This window comes from Serratia sp. CoH_134_PS_4, assembly GCF_058190535.1.
The window spans coordinates 26,414-39,437 of record NZ_JBXWKI010000018.1 but is presented as its reverse complement, the minus strand read 5'-3'; the positions used below and the strand labels follow the sequence as shown (position 1 = coordinate 39,437).

Below are 13,024 nucleotides of genomic sequence, written 5' to 3'. Positions count from 1 at the left end.
AATAGTTGCACAAAATAAACTCGTCAACCTGATTACAAAAGATAATATTATTATTCTGTATCTAACCCATGATGAGTAAGTTAATAACCTCAAGCTGTCACTTATTTTCTATTTTCCTTTCTGCTATTAAGGTGTCATATCACACCCTAAGATTAATGTTATTTCCATACGCTAAGCGCCTCGGGTTGGGCTGCCGGCCCTTTCGCCTTACGCGGACCGGCAGGATCAACCGTTTTATTATCCTCAGCTCATTAATTTGCCTTGGCGTCGGCTTGGTTCATCTTTTGGGGTTAACGTGACGCTGGAAATCACAGGCGTATCCCGTTTCTATTCTCAATAGAGCGATGGCTCAATCAGGAAAACAGCCATTGATGTGTGCATAGGGTGCCGCGTCGCTAAACAAGGGTTCGGAACCGCCATCCGTAAGAAAATCCGTGGTCAATTTTGCGGTGTGCGACCATAACGTTTGCGGGATCCATGAGCCGACGCTGACCCGTCTTACCCCCAGGGCGGCAAGCTGATCGGCAGGCAAAAGACCGGGCCAGGCGATCACGTTTAGCAGCAGTTCCGTATTGTCGGAAATTTCACGGATGGCCTGCGGATCGGTCACCCCCAAAACAAACAGGCCGTCCGCCCCTGCGTCGCGGTACAATTTGGCACGCGCCAACGTTTCATCCACCTGCATGGCGGCAGGTACCAAATTGCGCGCGTAAACATCCGTACGGGCATTGATGTAAAGTTTGACGCCCATCCGTTCCGCGACTTTGCGCGCCAGGCCAATTTTTTCACATAGCGTTTGCGGCTGGTCCGCGCCATCCTGAATATTGATACCTACCGCGCCGACATCAATAAAACGTGCTACTACACGTTCAAGGCTGTGTTGCGCCGTGGCATAGCCACCTTCAATGTCGACACTGAGCGGTACGTTAATCACGCGCGCTATCGAAGCAATACTTGCAAGATGCAGCTCCAACGGCAATTTATCTCCATCGCGATAGCCCAATGACCACGCAACGCCGGCGCTGGTTGTCGCAATCGCCGCGGCGCCAAGGCTTTCAATCAGTAATGCGCTACCGGCATCCCAGGCATTGGGTAGGCGCAATGGATGAGGTTGACGATGTAAATGGGCAAAAACGGTGGCGTTATTATTGAGGTCCATAAAATTCTCCCGAAAAAACGCATTCTAACCACCGTCAATATGGATGATAATAGCCACCAATTTCAGACATTCATTCCTTAGGAGAACGAATGGAAGAGCCTTCCTTGCACCTGGTGAAAGCCTTTGTCGCAGTGGCGGAACACCAAAGCTTCGCTAAGGCGGCGCAAGCGCTGAGCATGACCCCTTCCGCAGTTAGCCGCTTGGTCAAGAAACTTGAGCAGCAGGTTGATATGTTGCTGATCAATCGCACCACCCGCGCAATGTCACTCACCGACGCCGGACAACGTTATTTCATTGATTGCAGTAACGCCCTTGAGCAATTACGCATCGCTTATGAGCGCATGCGCGATGAAAAAAGCCAGCCAAGGGGAACGCTACGGCTCAGCACTTCGTTGTCTTTTGGCCGCCTCCATGTGGCACCGCATCTGTCGTCCTTTATGGCGCAATATCCCCAATTACGCGTAGACCTGCTGATGACCGACCGTTATGTCGATATCGTCGCGGAACGCGTGGCGGTGGCTATCCGCATCGGTCGTTTGCCGGATTCGAGTTTGGTCGCGCGTAAACTTCTCAATAATCGTCGTATTCTGGTGGCCTCACCGCGCTATCTGCAACAATTTGGCGAACCCACCGATCTGGAAGAACTGCAACAGCACGCTTGTCTGGTATCGACGGCAAGCCACGATGGCGATAACTGGCGCCTGTTTGGTCCTGCGGGTGAAACCGTTTTTCGCCCCAAAGGCCGAATGCGTGCGGACAATGGTGACGCTGTTAAGCAATTTTGCCTCGACGGACAAGGCATCGCCTTTCATTCCGCAGTGACCATGGCCGATGCCATGCATTTGGGGACGTTGGTGCAGGTATTGCCGAAATGGGCTGGCAGAGAGACCGGGGTATATTCCGTTTATCCGCCGGGGCCCGTGGGGCCAGCAGCGCGAGCGCTGGTTGATTTCTTGAATTTGCGATGGCAGCAGGAACTCTGTCTGCAAACCGCCAGGATCCCGTGATTTGCGGCCGCCAGGTTAGCCAGCATACCCGGACATCACTACATAAAATTTTGCCGATGCAAAACCTCGATAAACGCCTGCGACGCTGCGCTACGGTAGGCACCCTTGCGTTGCAGCAATACCACCTGGCGCACAGGCATGGCGTCAATAAGTGATACCGGCTGCAACTGGGGGTTTTCTAAGGCAATCGCCGCCGGCAGCAAGGTCGCCAGTTGGCTACGGCGCACAATGTCAATGATGGCGCCAATCGCATTGGCCTCCATCGCCACTCGGGGACGAATGCCCAGCCGCTGGCAATAATCGTCGATAAACTGACGAGTCGCGAAGTCCTCACTGAGCAACACCAACGGCTGCTGTTCGAACGCTTGCGCAGACAAAGGTTCGCGCTGTTGAGCCAGCGGGTGATGAGTCCCAACCATCATATTCAGTGACTCGCTAAACAAATCCTCTGCTTCAATATCCGCCGATTGCGCCTGGCCGAAAGCAATGCCCAAATCCAACCGATCTTCCGCCAACTGGGCCTCAATCTTGTCCTGCGTCATTTCATGAATACTCACCGAAACGCCCGGATAACGCCGATAAAAAACGTCGATAACCGGCCCAATCAGATAGGCGGTAAACGTGGGTGTCATCGCTAACCGCAGGCTACCGCGTTCCAATGTCGCCACATCATGAATTGCCCGCGTTCCTGCTTCCAGATCTTGCAATGCCAGCCGGGCATAGCGCATCCAGGCCGCGCCGGCGTCGGTCAAACGTACCGCGCGTCCGGTGCGATCAAACAGGGGGGTGCCTAGTTGCTCTTCCAACTGCTTGATTTGCTGCGATAACGTGGGTTGGGAGACATGCAGCACTTCGGCCGCGCGGGTGAAATTACCCTGCTCGGCAACGGCGAGAAAATAACGGATGTGTCGTAACAGCATAGCGCACCTACTATTGGTAATTCCTATGGACATCATTATAAATGGGTCTTAGACCCTATAGCCAGTACAGCGCATGATGCATCCATCGCTTAACAGCAACCCGATGGAGAAAATATGAAAGAAGTGATCGAGGGTTTTCTGAAGTTCCAGCGCGAAGCATTCGTCGAACGTACGGCATTGTTCCAGCAATTGGCTACCCAACAAAGCCCGCGCACCCTGTTTATCTCATGTTCTGACAGCCGTCTGGTGCCGGAACTGATTACCCAGCGTGAACCTGGCGACCTGTTTGTGATCCGCAATGCCGGCAATATTGTGCCTTCGTTCGGCCCCGAGCCGGGTGGCGTCTCCGCATCAGTGGAATATGCCGTCTCTGCGCTCGGCGTGGAAGATATCGTGATCTGCGGGCATTCCGACTGTGGCGCGATGACGGCGATTGCCACTTGCCAGTGCCTGGATCATATGCCGACCGTAGCAAACTGGCTGCGCTACGCCGATTCCGCCAAGGTGGTCAATCAGGCTTATCCGCATGCCTCCGAAGGGGAACGCGTCAGTGCTATGGTCCGTGAGAACGTCATCGCGCAACTGACCAATATTAAAACCCACCCTTCCGTTGCCCTGGCGCTTGAACAGGGGCGACTGAAGCTGCACGGCTGGGTTTACGACATCGCCAGCGGCTGCATCGAAGCGCTGGATGGTGAAACCCGACGCTTTATTCCGTTAGCCACTAATCCTGAAGTCACGGCAACCCCTGCCGTAGCCCGTTTTTAATTTCATTTATTAAAGGAGACAATATGACACAGTCACTGCATCACTCATCTTCACGCGAAGCCTTAACCGACATCATTATGGACGCCAAGATCCGCAAAAACCTGACCTTCGAAGCGATTAATGAAGGTACCGGCCTGAGCCTGGCGTTTGTCACCGCGGCGCTGCTGGGCCAGCATCCACTCCCAGAACAGGCTGCCCGCGCCGTTGCCGCTAAGCTCGATCTGGACGAAGATGCCGTACGTCTGCTACAAACCATCCCGCTACGCGGCAGTATCCCTGGCGGTGTACCGACCGATCCGACCATTTATCGCTTCTACGAAATGGTGCAGATTTATGGTTCCACGCTGAAAGCCCTGGTGCATGAACAGTTTGGCGACGGCATTATCAGCGCGATCAACTTCAAACTGGACATCAAAAAAGTGCCGGACCCGGACGGTGGCGAACGTGCCGTGATCACCCTGGACGGCAAATACCTGCCCACTAAACCTTTCTGATAGCCCATTGCCGGTGGCCCCCACCGGCAAATTGACAACCCGACAATCCTTGGCTAAATTAACTGCGTTCTAACGCCTTTCTGGCGTTTTTCACTACCCGAGGCCTGTATGTTGGAGATTGTAGCGACCCGATAGTCACTTCCTTGCCGTTTTGGCAGGAGGTTCTGACGTATCCGACACGCATTTGCGTGGGGATGCGTGTATCTGGGTTTACTGCAGGATTTCTCAACATGAACATTTCCAAAGCGGAACAACGCGTGCTGCACGTGTTGGCTAAAGGTGGTTATATCGCGTTCACCCGTGATAACGCGGGTCGTGTGACCCACGTTCAATGCTTTACCCGCGAAGGGCTAGGCCTGGCCGATTGCTCTCTACCCATCTTTACCAAACTCAAAACCAAACGCATGATCCTTTCCCGCCAGGGACGCCCTTATCGCGTAACTATCACCGGGCTGAAAGCCGTACGTGCGCAATTGGATAATCGCTAATCATTTTTACCGGTCAGGCCTAGGCTTTGGCCGGTTTCACTCTTATTTGGAGACTGTTATGACTTTTATTATTCGTCATGAAGAATCGGGCGACATCTGCGCCATCGAAGCCCTGACCGCTGCCGCATTTTTGAGTGAGGAGCACAGCAGCCATACGGAGCAGTTTATTGTCAACGCGCTGCGACGTGCCGGTGCCTTATCCTTATCTTTGGTTGCCGAGCGGGGTGGCATACTGATTGGGCACGCCGCCTTATCACCGGTAACGATCAGCAACGGCGAGAAAGGCTGGTACGGACTGGCGCCGGTTTCGGTGCTGCCGGCTTACCAGAATCAGGGGATAGGCAGCCAATTGATCCGCCAACTGTTGACCGAACTGCAAGAAAGCAGCGGAGCGGGTTGTGTGGTGCTGGGCAATCCGACTTACTACGGCCGCTTTGGTTTCATGACACAGGCAGGTCTGACACTGCCGGGCATTCCAGCTGAGTATTTCCAGGCTCTGTCATTCAGTGGCCCATTCCCGCAGGGCACGGTCACTTTCCATTGTGCATTTGACGCTACGGCCTAAGCTACATAAGGCAGTGCCCGAATCAGGGCCTGCCTTAACACAGGGTGTTTACGCTTGATCGCCATAACGGACAATGGTCAAACGCTCTTCTTCCGAAGGCCCCACAAAATATTGAGTGAGTAAATCAAATGCCTCTTCGGTTAACACGAAGGGATGATCGCCGCGCTCGTTTCTGATTCTTATCCGGCTCTTGCACTGCGCATCGCTCACATCCAAAAAATGCAGGCAATGGTCAACACCGGCCCGATCGGCTAATTGCCTGGCCCACAGCCGGCGATCCGGCGTATTCATCGGGAAATCCAGTACCACAGACAACCCATTAGCCAGCAGTTGCACAATGTGCTCACTCAACGCCTGGCGTAAGCGAGCTGAATAACGGGCGTAGTCTTGTAGGGTCGCCATCTGTTGTTCATACAACGTCGCCAACCAACTGTCTTCAACCAGCAACAATGTATCGGCTTGCTGTGCCAGGCTATTCGCCAATGTTGACTTGCCGGAGCCGGCTTTACCGCACATCAGGTGTAAAACGGCGGGGGGATGGTTCTTCATAAGTGCCTCCTGGGGATATTATATTGCCAGTCGGAGGACCTTTTTGCCCCGCCTGACTGGCGGGGTTTCGCTTATAACAGACGCGCTATCCCACCACTCTGAGAATGGTGATAATAATCTGCGCGAATGAAAAAAGGCTTCTGTTCATCAGTTATGAATAAGACAAAAGGACCAGGCTGTCAACGCTCAAAGAAACGCGCTAAGCGCACCAGGTGTCACGGATAAAATCGGCAAACAGCCGAACTTTTTGCTGAACATGGCGACGCGTCGGGTACACCGCGAACAGTTGATGGGTGTGGCTGACACTATCCGGGAATAATCTCATCAACCGACCTGCAGCAATCTCGGGATCGGCGACAAATGATGGCAACGAACCAATGCCTAACCCTGCGCCAATCATGTCACGCAGCATCAGGCTGTTATTTGCAGTGAACCGCGGTTTGACCACCACGCTCATATCTTCTTCACCCAACGTAAAATGCCAATGCCCAGGCTTTTCAGCTAATGAATATGCCAGACAATGATGCTGCTGCAACTGCACCAACGACTGCGGAGTGCCGTATTGCGCCAGATAAGCCGGTGCAGCACAAATCCGTTGCTGTACCTCGGCAAGGGCGCGGGCACTCAGAGAAGAATCCGGTAAATGGCGGCGAATACGCAGAGAAATATCAAAACCCGCCGCCACCACATCCAACACTCGGTCATCCAGCGTCAGTTCAACCTGAAGTTCAGGGTAGCGTTGCATAAACTGCGGCAACAAGGGTGATAACACCATCAGGCCAAATGACAGCGGCGCATTGACACGTAACGTGCCGGCCACCCGTTGAGTCGTATCAGCAACCGACTGCTCCAGCGCATCAAACTCTGCTAATAACCGACACGCCTCCTGATAATACAGCTGTCCCGCCTCGGTCAGGCTCATGGTACGCGTGGTGCGCGCGATCAACACCGTGCCCAACCGAGTTTCCAACTGCTTGATCTGCTTGCTGAGGGCCGCGGGTGTTACCGACAAGTCCTCGGCTGCCTTGTAAAAACTGTTGCGTTCAACCACTCGGCGGAATGCCCGCATCGCCAGTAAAACGTCCATATAATTTCCAAAAAGTTAATTATAAATTAAATAAACCACAAATTATTAACCTAAACAACATCAGTAAACTCCAGATCAGCCACTTCATAACGTGAAGTGAAATCAATAAGTTGATCATCAAGGAGTTCAAAATGAAAAAGACCCTCATCGCCCTGCTGCTCGGCCTGAGCAGCGCAGCAACACCGCTCGCCTCGTTGGCGCAACCGACAGCGAACACCGCAACGCGTCAAGCTGGCTACGTTCAACCCCTGACTGCCGAAAACAGTCTGTTATTGATGGTCGATCTGCAAGACATGTTCGGCATGACCATCTCCTCTATTGATCAGACCAACCTGGTGAACAACGCCACGGGCATCGCCAAAGCAGCCAAGGTATTTAATGTGCCCACCATTTTGGCCTCAGCTAATGCCAAAAGCTTTGCTGGCCCGTTTTTTCAGCAGGTAACCCAAGCCCGCCCTGATTTGAAGGTGTATGACCGCACCGCGATTAACGTCTGGCAAGATCCTCGGGTGGTGGAGCAAATCAAGCAGTCTGGTCGCAAGAAGATCATTATTGGCGGCCTGTGGACGGCCAGTTGCGTCATGTTGCCGGCGCTGTCTGCACTGGGAGAAGGTTACGAAGTCTACATTTTGTCGGACGTCACCGGGGATATCACCGCAGATACTCAACACAATGCGATGCAGCGACTGATTCAGGCCGGAGCCACACCGGTAAACTGGGTGGCGCTGATGCTGGAATGGCAGCAGGATTGGAGCCACAAAAACACGGCCGGCGGAGTTTTAAAGATTGCCAGTGAACATGGCGCCAGTTGGGGCATGGGGGCAAACTACGCTGGCGCAATGAACGTCGGCAGCGAAGCCAAATAATCGCGCCCTGATAGCCCGCTCAGGCGGGCTTTTAACCAACGTGATAGCCGCGACTGTCCTGAGGGGCCTGTTCCCGCTGATCCAGGCCATAATCGCGCACCACTTCTGCTACCCGCAGGCGATAGTACGCCAACACGTCATGGCGCCCACGCGCCTGCGCAGCCCGATGCTGTTCGATGTTGCGCCACTGTTGAACTGCCGCCTCATCACGCCAAAAGGAAAGCGACAGCAACCGCTGCGGATCGGCCAGGCTTTGAAAACGTTCAATGGAAATAAACCCGTCAATTTCCGCCAACAGCGGTTTCAGTTCGGCAGCCAAATTAAGGTAGGTTTCACGTTGCCCGTCGGCAGCCTGCAATTCAAAAATAACGGCAATCATAATGTGCTCCTGTCAGAGGTAAATTCACGGCAAACTGCCATGAGGTTCTCCCTCACGCCAGGCCGGTGTGAAGACACATCCTAGCGCTAGACTGACTGCAATACTTCGCCTAAGCTCGAAGTATGAATGACATCCATATTGAAGACCGTTTGGCAGCGCTGACTGCCGCCATTGCCGACCGAACCCGGGCACGTATGCTGTGCCTGCTGATGGATGGGCGTGCCTACACCGCAACGGAGCTCAGTGCGGCGGTTGAAGTGGCGGCCTCTACCGCCAGCGGCCATCTGGCGCGCCTGCTGGAGCAGCGATTGATCCTGTGTATCAAGCAGGGGCGCTATCGCTATTTCCGTCTGGCCGGGCCGGCGGTCGCAGCCGCGCTGGAAACGCTGATGGCGCTGGCCGGTGTCGAAAAACCCATCGTAAAAAGCAGTACCCCAACGTCCCTGCAGTTCGCCCGTACCTGTTATGACCATATGGCCGGTGAAATCGCGGTAAAATTGCACGATCGTTTGCACCAGCGATGCTGGCTGGAAGGCGACGAACATTACCGGTTGAGTGATATGGGCCGGACGGCTTTAACTCAGTTGGGCGTTGACTGTTCTGCGGCACTTTCCCGGCGGCGTTTCGCCTGCGGCTGTCTGGACTGGAGCGAACGTAAAGCCCATCTTGGTGGCGCACTGGGTGCCGCGTTGCTCAATACATTTATCGAACGCAGTTGGATCCGACGCCAACTCGATAGCCGCGAATTGCAACTCACCCCCGCCGGTAAAAAAGTGCTGAAAGCACATTTTGATATCACGCTCTAACCCTGCGCCGCGTTAGCTTTGCTGCAATACTGAGAAAGCACAACGTCAACCCGAGGACTCTTCATGATCGATCAAACCCAATTCCCGATCGTCAAACGCTGGCCCGCCCAGCATCCTGAAAGGCTACAACTTTACTCTCTGCCTACGCCCAACGGCGTCAAGGTTTCCATTATGTTGGAAGAGATAGGTCTGCCTTATGAACCGCACCTGATTGATATCGGCAAGAACGAGACATGGACACCGGAATTTCTGTCGCTGAATCCGAACGGCAAAATCCCGTCGATCATCGATCCCGATGGTCCTGATGGCAAACCGCTGGCCCTGTTTGAATCCGGCGCCATCCTGTTATATCTGGCGGAGAAAAGCGGGAAGTTTCTGCCGCAAGATCCTGCCCTGCGTTATGAAACTATTCAGTGGGTATTCTTCCAGATGGCGGCGGTCGGCCCCATGTTCGGTCAACTTGGTTTCTTCCACAAATTCGCCGGCCGCGAATATGAGGATAAGCGCCCATTAGAACGCTATACAAATGAATCCAAGCGCCTGCTCGGCGTGCTGGAAAGCCGACTGGAAGGCCGTGATTGGATCATGGGCCAGGATTACAGCATCGCCGACATTTCACTGCTGGGTTGGGTGCGTAATCTGATCGGCTTCTATGAAGCCCGCGAGCTGGTTGAATTCGACAGTTTCCCACGCGTGGGACAATGGCTGGAGCGTGGCCTGGCACGCCCGGCAGTGCAGCGCGGTTTGAATATCCCCGCCCGCAACGCATAATTTATTGCCTGGGATAGCCGCCCGGCTATCCCATTCTCACTCCCGTCATAAAAGTGTCACGCACCTGCTCTACCCTCCTTACGTAACAAATTGATGCTAATTATGTTGTTATATTACGACAAGGAGCTTTCCCCCATGCAACATTCCGTTTCCCTGATCGCCAGTGCCGTGTTATCCGCCTTACTGTGTGCCACCGCCTTCGCCGATGACACCACCGTCAATACCGCAAGCCTTTCCGAGCGTGCAGCACGCGGCGACATCGTCGAGCCTGGTGGCGCACGCCGACTGAGCGGCGACCAAACCGCGGCACTGAAAGCGTCACTGTCCAACACAACGGCCAAAAACGTGATTTTGCTGATCGGCGATGGCATGGGTGATTCTGAAATTACCTCGGCACGTAACTATGCCGAAGGTGCAGGCGGCTATTTTAAAGGCATCGATGCCCTGCCGCTGACCGGCCAATATACCCATTACTCACTCGATAAAAAAACCCACAAACCCGACTATGTCACCGACTCCGCCGCCTCAGCGACCGCATGGTCGAGTGGCGTTAAAACCTATAACGGGGCTCTCGGCGTCGACGTCAACGGTAAAGATCAGCCGACGCTGTTAGAGATTGCCAAAGCTGCGGGTAAAGCCACGGGCAACGTCTCTACTGCCGAACTGCAAGACGCTACGCCGGCAGCACAAATTTCTCACGTTACCTCGCGTAAATGCTACGGCCCGGAAGAGACCAGCGAAAAATGCGCAACCAACGCGCTGGAAAACGGTGGCCGTGGTTCCATCAGTGAGCAGTTACTCAAAGCCCGCGCCGACGTCACGCTCGGCGGAGGTGCCAAATCCTTTAATCAGCTCGCGAAAAGCGGCGAGTGGAAAGGAAAATCACTGAAAGACCAAGCAACGGCACTTGGTTATCAATGGGTTGAGAACCTCGATGCCCTGAACGCCGTGAGCGTGGCTAATCAGCAAAAACCGCTGTTGGGGCTGTTTTCCGGCGGTAATATGCCCGTTCGCTGGCAAGGGCCGAAAGCCACCTATCACGGCAATATCGACAAACCGGCGGTAACCTGCGAAAACAACCCGGCACGCACTGCGGATATCCCAACGCTGGCAGCCATGACAGAAAAAGCTATCGATCTGCTGAAAACCAATCAAAACGGTTTCTTCTTGCAGGTTGAAGGGGCGTCGATCGACAAGCAAGATCATGCCGCTAACCCATGCGGTCAATTTGGTGAAACTGTCGATTTGGATGAGGCCGTACAAAAAGCGCTGGAATTCGCCCGTGCCGATGGCAATACCCTGGTGATCGTCACCGCTGACCATGCCCACTCCAGCCAGATTATCGCTGCCGATGCCAAGGCCCCCGGCCTGACGCAAATGCTGACCACCAAAGAGGGTGCGCCAATGACCATCAGCTACGGGAATTCAGAAGAAGATTCTCAGGGGCACACCGGCACACAATTGCGGGTCGCCGCCTACGGCCCACATGCCGCCAACGTGGTTGGGCTAACCGATCAAACCGATCTGTTCTATACCATGCGTGACGCCATGGCGATTAAGTAAGCCCGTGGCTGGTTAAATCTGCCCCCCATTCATCCCTTGTCTTTCAGGCGGTGAATGGGGCCTTTACCCTTTAAAACCCCCCTGCGGCTGCTATATTGAAGCGCCATTTTCGCTTATGAGAAGAACTCTTTATGGCGTTACTCCGTTGGGCTGGTTCCTTGTTTGCTTTCATGCCGTCTCTCGGTGAAAATCGGTTTTGATTCTGTCTGTGATATCAGGCAGGCTAAGCCTCATTCTCGAAGGCCTGATCACTCCCGGCAACGTTGAGCTGCAAGTGACTGCTCTGAGTATCATGACCGCTGGTCCAACCCTGCAAAAACTGTTACCCCGCTTGTTGAAAAACCGGTGTCAGCCTGCCCAACAATAAGGAACTATTTTTGAATGTGATCACCTTGCCCTTCGCCACAGAACGTCTGCAACTGCGCCGCTTTACGCCTGCCGATCTCGATGCCTATGCAACTTACCATCGCTTGCCAGAGGTTTATCGGTACCTGTACGCGCCAACACCCAACGACGCGCAACTGGCCGACCTGCTTGCCGATGCAGTGGCTTCGCGCTTTAGCAAAGACGGCGACGTTTTTTATTGTGCCGTCACGGTGAAAGACAGCGGCGATCTGATCGGTGAAGTCCTGTTAAAGCTGGCCAATCGCGCCGCGTTACAAGGAGAGATTGGCTATATCTTCAACCCGGCCTATGCGGGTAAGGGCTATGCCATTGAGGCCGTACGGGCAGTCCTGGAGCGCGGGTTTAACCAAGTGGGTTTTCACCGTATTTTTGCCCGTCTCGATGCCGCCAATCGCGGCTCGATCGGCGTGGTTGAACGTTTGGGAATGCGTAAAGAAGCGCACCTACGACAAAATGATCGCTTCAACGGTGAGTGGGGTGATGAGCTGATTTACGCTCTGCTGGCTGAAGAGTGGAATCAGGCATTGGTGCAAGACAAGCTTTAGGCATCTGCCAGCATCTTTGCCGCCATCTGTTTATAACTCGCCACCAACTCGCGGCCCTCATCCGGGCCGGTACTCACCGCGAGCCGCATCGTGGCTTCCCCCAAATGCATCAACAAGAAGGCAGCATGCTCAACCGATGCAGGATCCGCTTGCGGTCGCAGTCGACGTATCGCCGCTGCCAGCAATGCCCCGTTCAGCCGGCTTTCCGCCACTTCCTCTTCGCGCAGAGTCTTGTTGGCCTGTGTCGCTGCCCAGATATCCCGCATGACAGGTTCAGCCAGAAACAACGCATAATATTCATCGATCAGGCAGTTAAACGCTTCAATTAGCTGGGGTAACGACTGGACTTGGACGAGCCCCTGTTCAATACATTCACGCGCTTCCTGGTTATAACCTTGTGCCAACACGCGGACGATCGCCGTTTTATCCGGGAAATACTGATACAACGCCCCGATAGAAATACCGGCATTCTGCGCCACTTCACTCATGCGCATTGCATCGCTGCCCTGCGCGGCGATCAGTGCAGTCGCACAATCCAGAATCAATTTTACCTTTTCCCGGCTACGCGTTTGGCTGGGTTTACGCCGCAATGCGGGCGATTTTTTTTGCTTATCATTCATCATGCATCGTCCTTTGAACAAAAAACTGCCTT

At 54.1% G+C, this 13,024-nt stretch carries 16 protein-coding genes; 10 read left to right on the top strand and 6 right to left on the bottom strand.

The annotated features are described in order from the left end of the window. Positions 1–349: 349 nt before the first annotated feature. Positions 350–1,159, bottom strand: coding sequence for an isocitrate lyase/PEP mutase family protein (locus AC2FCQ_RS21915; RefSeq protein ID WP_490308985.1), 810 nt, complete (start codon positions 1,157–1,159; stop codon positions 350–352). Between the two features lie 89 nt (positions 1,160–1,248). Here AC2FCQ_RS21915 and AC2FCQ_RS21910 point away from each other — a divergent pair, with 89 nt between their 5' ends. Continuing rightward, on the top strand, positions 1,249–2,166 hold the full coding sequence (locus tag AC2FCQ_RS21910) for a LysR family transcriptional regulator (protein WP_490308986.1): 918 nt from the start codon (positions 1,249–1,251) through the stop codon (positions 2,164–2,166). A 38-nt stretch (positions 2,167–2,204) separates the two neighbouring features. Here AC2FCQ_RS21910 and cynR read toward each other — a convergent pair whose 3' ends face one another. Then, positions 2,205–3,086, bottom strand: a complete 882-nt coding sequence (gene cynR / locus AC2FCQ_RS21905; RefSeq protein ID WP_490308987.1) for a transcriptional regulator CynR — start codon at positions 3,084–3,086, stop codon at positions 2,205–2,207. 114 nt (positions 3,087–3,200) lie between these two features. Between cynR and AC2FCQ_RS21900 the strand changes: the two genes are divergently transcribed. From AC2FCQ_RS21900 to AC2FCQ_RS21885, 4 genes are all read left to right on the top strand, one after another. Next, entirely contained in the window at positions 3,201–3,854 is a 654-nt protein-coding gene (locus AC2FCQ_RS21900) for a carbonic anhydrase (protein ID WP_209632412.1), read from the top strand. 23 nt (positions 3,855–3,877) lie between these two features. Continuing rightward, positions 3,878–4,348 carry a cyanase gene (gene cynS, locus AC2FCQ_RS21895; RefSeq protein WP_209632411.1) on the top strand — a complete coding sequence of 157 codons (471 nt, stop codon included), beginning with the start codon at positions 3,878–3,880 and terminating at the stop codon, positions 4,346–4,348. Positions 4,349–4,578: 230 nt separating this feature from the next. Beyond that, entirely contained in the window at positions 4,579–4,836 is a 258-nt protein-coding gene (locus AC2FCQ_RS21890; protein ID WP_209632410.1) for a YjhX family toxin, read from the top strand. Between the two features lie 58 nt (positions 4,837–4,894). Continuing rightward, the gene (locus AC2FCQ_RS21885; RefSeq protein WP_490308988.1) at positions 4,895–5,401 is read left to right on the top strand and encodes a GNAT family N-acetyltransferase; all 507 of its coding nucleotides are present in this window, start codon (positions 4,895–4,897) and stop codon (positions 5,399–5,401) included. 48 nt (positions 5,402–5,449) lie between these two features. On the opposite strand, the gene AC2FCQ_RS21880 is transcribed toward AC2FCQ_RS21885, so the two are convergent. Together AC2FCQ_RS21880 and AC2FCQ_RS21875 are read right to left on the bottom strand one after the other, a co-directional pair. Next, the gene (locus tag AC2FCQ_RS21880; RefSeq protein WP_490308989.1) at positions 5,450–5,950 is read right to left on the bottom strand and encodes a P-loop nucleotide/nucleoside kinase family protein; all 501 of its coding nucleotides are present in this window, start codon (positions 5,948–5,950) and stop codon (positions 5,450–5,452) included. A 199-nt stretch (positions 5,951–6,149) separates the two neighbouring features. Continuing rightward, on the bottom strand, positions 6,150–7,037 hold the full coding sequence (locus AC2FCQ_RS21875; RefSeq protein WP_490308990.1) for a LysR family transcriptional regulator: 888 nt from the start codon (positions 7,035–7,037) through the stop codon (positions 6,150–6,152). A gap of 131 nt (positions 7,038–7,168) precedes the next feature. On the opposite strand from AC2FCQ_RS21875, the gene AC2FCQ_RS21870 reads away from it, so the two are divergent. After that, positions 7,169–7,903, top strand: coding sequence for an isochorismatase family protein (locus tag AC2FCQ_RS21870; RefSeq protein ID WP_209632406.1), 735 nt, complete (start codon positions 7,169–7,171; stop codon positions 7,901–7,903). Positions 7,904–7,934: 31 nt separating this feature from the next. On the opposite strand, the gene AC2FCQ_RS21865 is transcribed toward AC2FCQ_RS21870, so the two are convergent. Continuing rightward, entirely contained in the window at positions 7,935–8,282 is a 348-nt protein-coding gene (locus AC2FCQ_RS21865) for an antibiotic biosynthesis monooxygenase family protein (protein WP_209632405.1), read from the bottom strand. A 122-nt stretch (positions 8,283–8,404) separates the two neighbouring features. On the opposite strand from AC2FCQ_RS21865, the gene AC2FCQ_RS21860 reads away from it, so the two are divergent. The 4 genes from AC2FCQ_RS21860 (at position 8,405) to AC2FCQ_RS21845 (ending at position 12,372) form a co-directional block, all read left to right on the top strand. Beyond that, the gene (locus tag AC2FCQ_RS21860; RefSeq protein WP_490308991.1) at positions 8,405–9,088 is read left to right on the top strand and encodes an ArsR/SmtB family transcription factor; all 684 of its coding nucleotides are present in this window, start codon (positions 8,405–8,407) and stop codon (positions 9,086–9,088) included. 63 nt (positions 9,089–9,151) lie between these two features. Next, complete coding sequence (locus AC2FCQ_RS21855) at positions 9,152–9,859, top strand: glutathione S-transferase N-terminal domain-containing protein (protein WP_209632403.1); 708 nt, start codon at positions 9,152–9,154, stop codon at positions 9,857–9,859. 135 nt (positions 9,860–9,994) lie between these two features. Next, positions 9,995–11,422 (top strand): alkaline phosphatase, encoded by a 1,428-nt coding sequence (gene phoA, locus AC2FCQ_RS21850; RefSeq protein ID WP_490308993.1) that lies wholly within the window; start codon positions 9,995–9,997, stop codon positions 11,420–11,422. A 383-nt stretch (positions 11,423–11,805) separates the two neighbouring features. Next, on the top strand, positions 11,806–12,372 hold the full coding sequence (locus AC2FCQ_RS21845; RefSeq protein ID WP_265557161.1) for a GNAT family N-acetyltransferase: 567 nt from the start codon (positions 11,806–11,808) through the stop codon (positions 12,370–12,372). On the opposite strand, the gene AC2FCQ_RS21840 is transcribed toward AC2FCQ_RS21845, so the two are convergent. Further along, positions 12,369–12,992: a TetR/AcrR family transcriptional regulator gene (locus AC2FCQ_RS21840; protein WP_209634140.1), complete on the bottom strand. Its 624-nt coding sequence runs from the start codon at positions 12,990–12,992 to the stop codon at positions 12,369–12,371. The genes AC2FCQ_RS21845 and AC2FCQ_RS21840 overlap by 4 nt on opposite strands. Positions 12,993–13,024 lie beyond the last annotated feature (32 nt).

Coding starts and splice junctions, on each gene's coding strand:
- AC2FCQ_RS21870 (WP_209632406.1), top strand. CDS start 7,169: ATGAAAAAGACCCTCATCGCCCTGCTGCTCGGCCTGAGCAGCGCAGCA.
- AC2FCQ_RS21890 (WP_209632410.1), top strand. CDS start 4,579: ATGAACATTTCCAAAGCGGAACAACGCGTGCTGCACGTGTTGGCTAAA.
- AC2FCQ_RS21910 (WP_490308986.1), top strand. CDS start 1,249: ATGGAAGAGCCTTCCTTGCACCTGGTGAAAGCCTTTGTCGCAGTGGCG.
- AC2FCQ_RS21840 (WP_209634140.1), bottom strand. CDS start 12,992: ATGAATGATAAGCAAAAAAAATCGCCCGCATTGCGGCGTAAACCCAGC.
- AC2FCQ_RS21900 (WP_209632412.1), top strand. CDS start 3,201: ATGAAAGAAGTGATCGAGGGTTTTCTGAAGTTCCAGCGCGAAGCATTC.
- cynR (WP_490308987.1), bottom strand. CDS start 3,086: ATGCTGTTACGACACATCCGTTATTTTCTCGCCGTTGCCGAGCAGGGT.
- cynS (WP_209632411.1), top strand. CDS start 3,878: ATGACACAGTCACTGCATCACTCATCTTCACGCGAAGCCTTAACCGAC.
- AC2FCQ_RS21855 (WP_209632403.1), top strand. CDS start 9,152: ATGATCGATCAAACCCAATTCCCGATCGTCAAACGCTGGCCCGCCCAG.
- AC2FCQ_RS21885 (WP_490308988.1), top strand. CDS start 4,895: ATGACTTTTATTATTCGTCATGAAGAATCGGGCGACATCTGCGCCATC.
- AC2FCQ_RS21875 (WP_490308990.1), bottom strand. CDS start 7,037: ATGGACGTTTTACTGGCGATGCGGGCATTCCGCCGAGTGGTTGAACGC.
- AC2FCQ_RS21865 (WP_209632405.1), bottom strand. CDS start 8,282: ATGATTGCCGTTATTTTTGAATTGCAGGCTGCCGACGGGCAACGTGAA.
- AC2FCQ_RS21915 (WP_490308985.1), bottom strand. CDS start 1,159: ATGGACCTCAATAATAACGCCACCGTTTTTGCCCATTTACATCGTCAA.
- phoA (WP_490308993.1), top strand. CDS start 9,995: ATGCAACATTCCGTTTCCCTGATCGCCAGTGCCGTGTTATCCGCCTTA.
- AC2FCQ_RS21860 (WP_490308991.1), top strand. CDS start 8,405: ATGAATGACATCCATATTGAAGACCGTTTGGCAGCGCTGACTGCCGCC.
- AC2FCQ_RS21880 (WP_490308989.1), bottom strand. CDS start 5,950: ATGAAGAACCATCCCCCCGCCGTTTTACACCTGATGTGCGGTAAAGCC.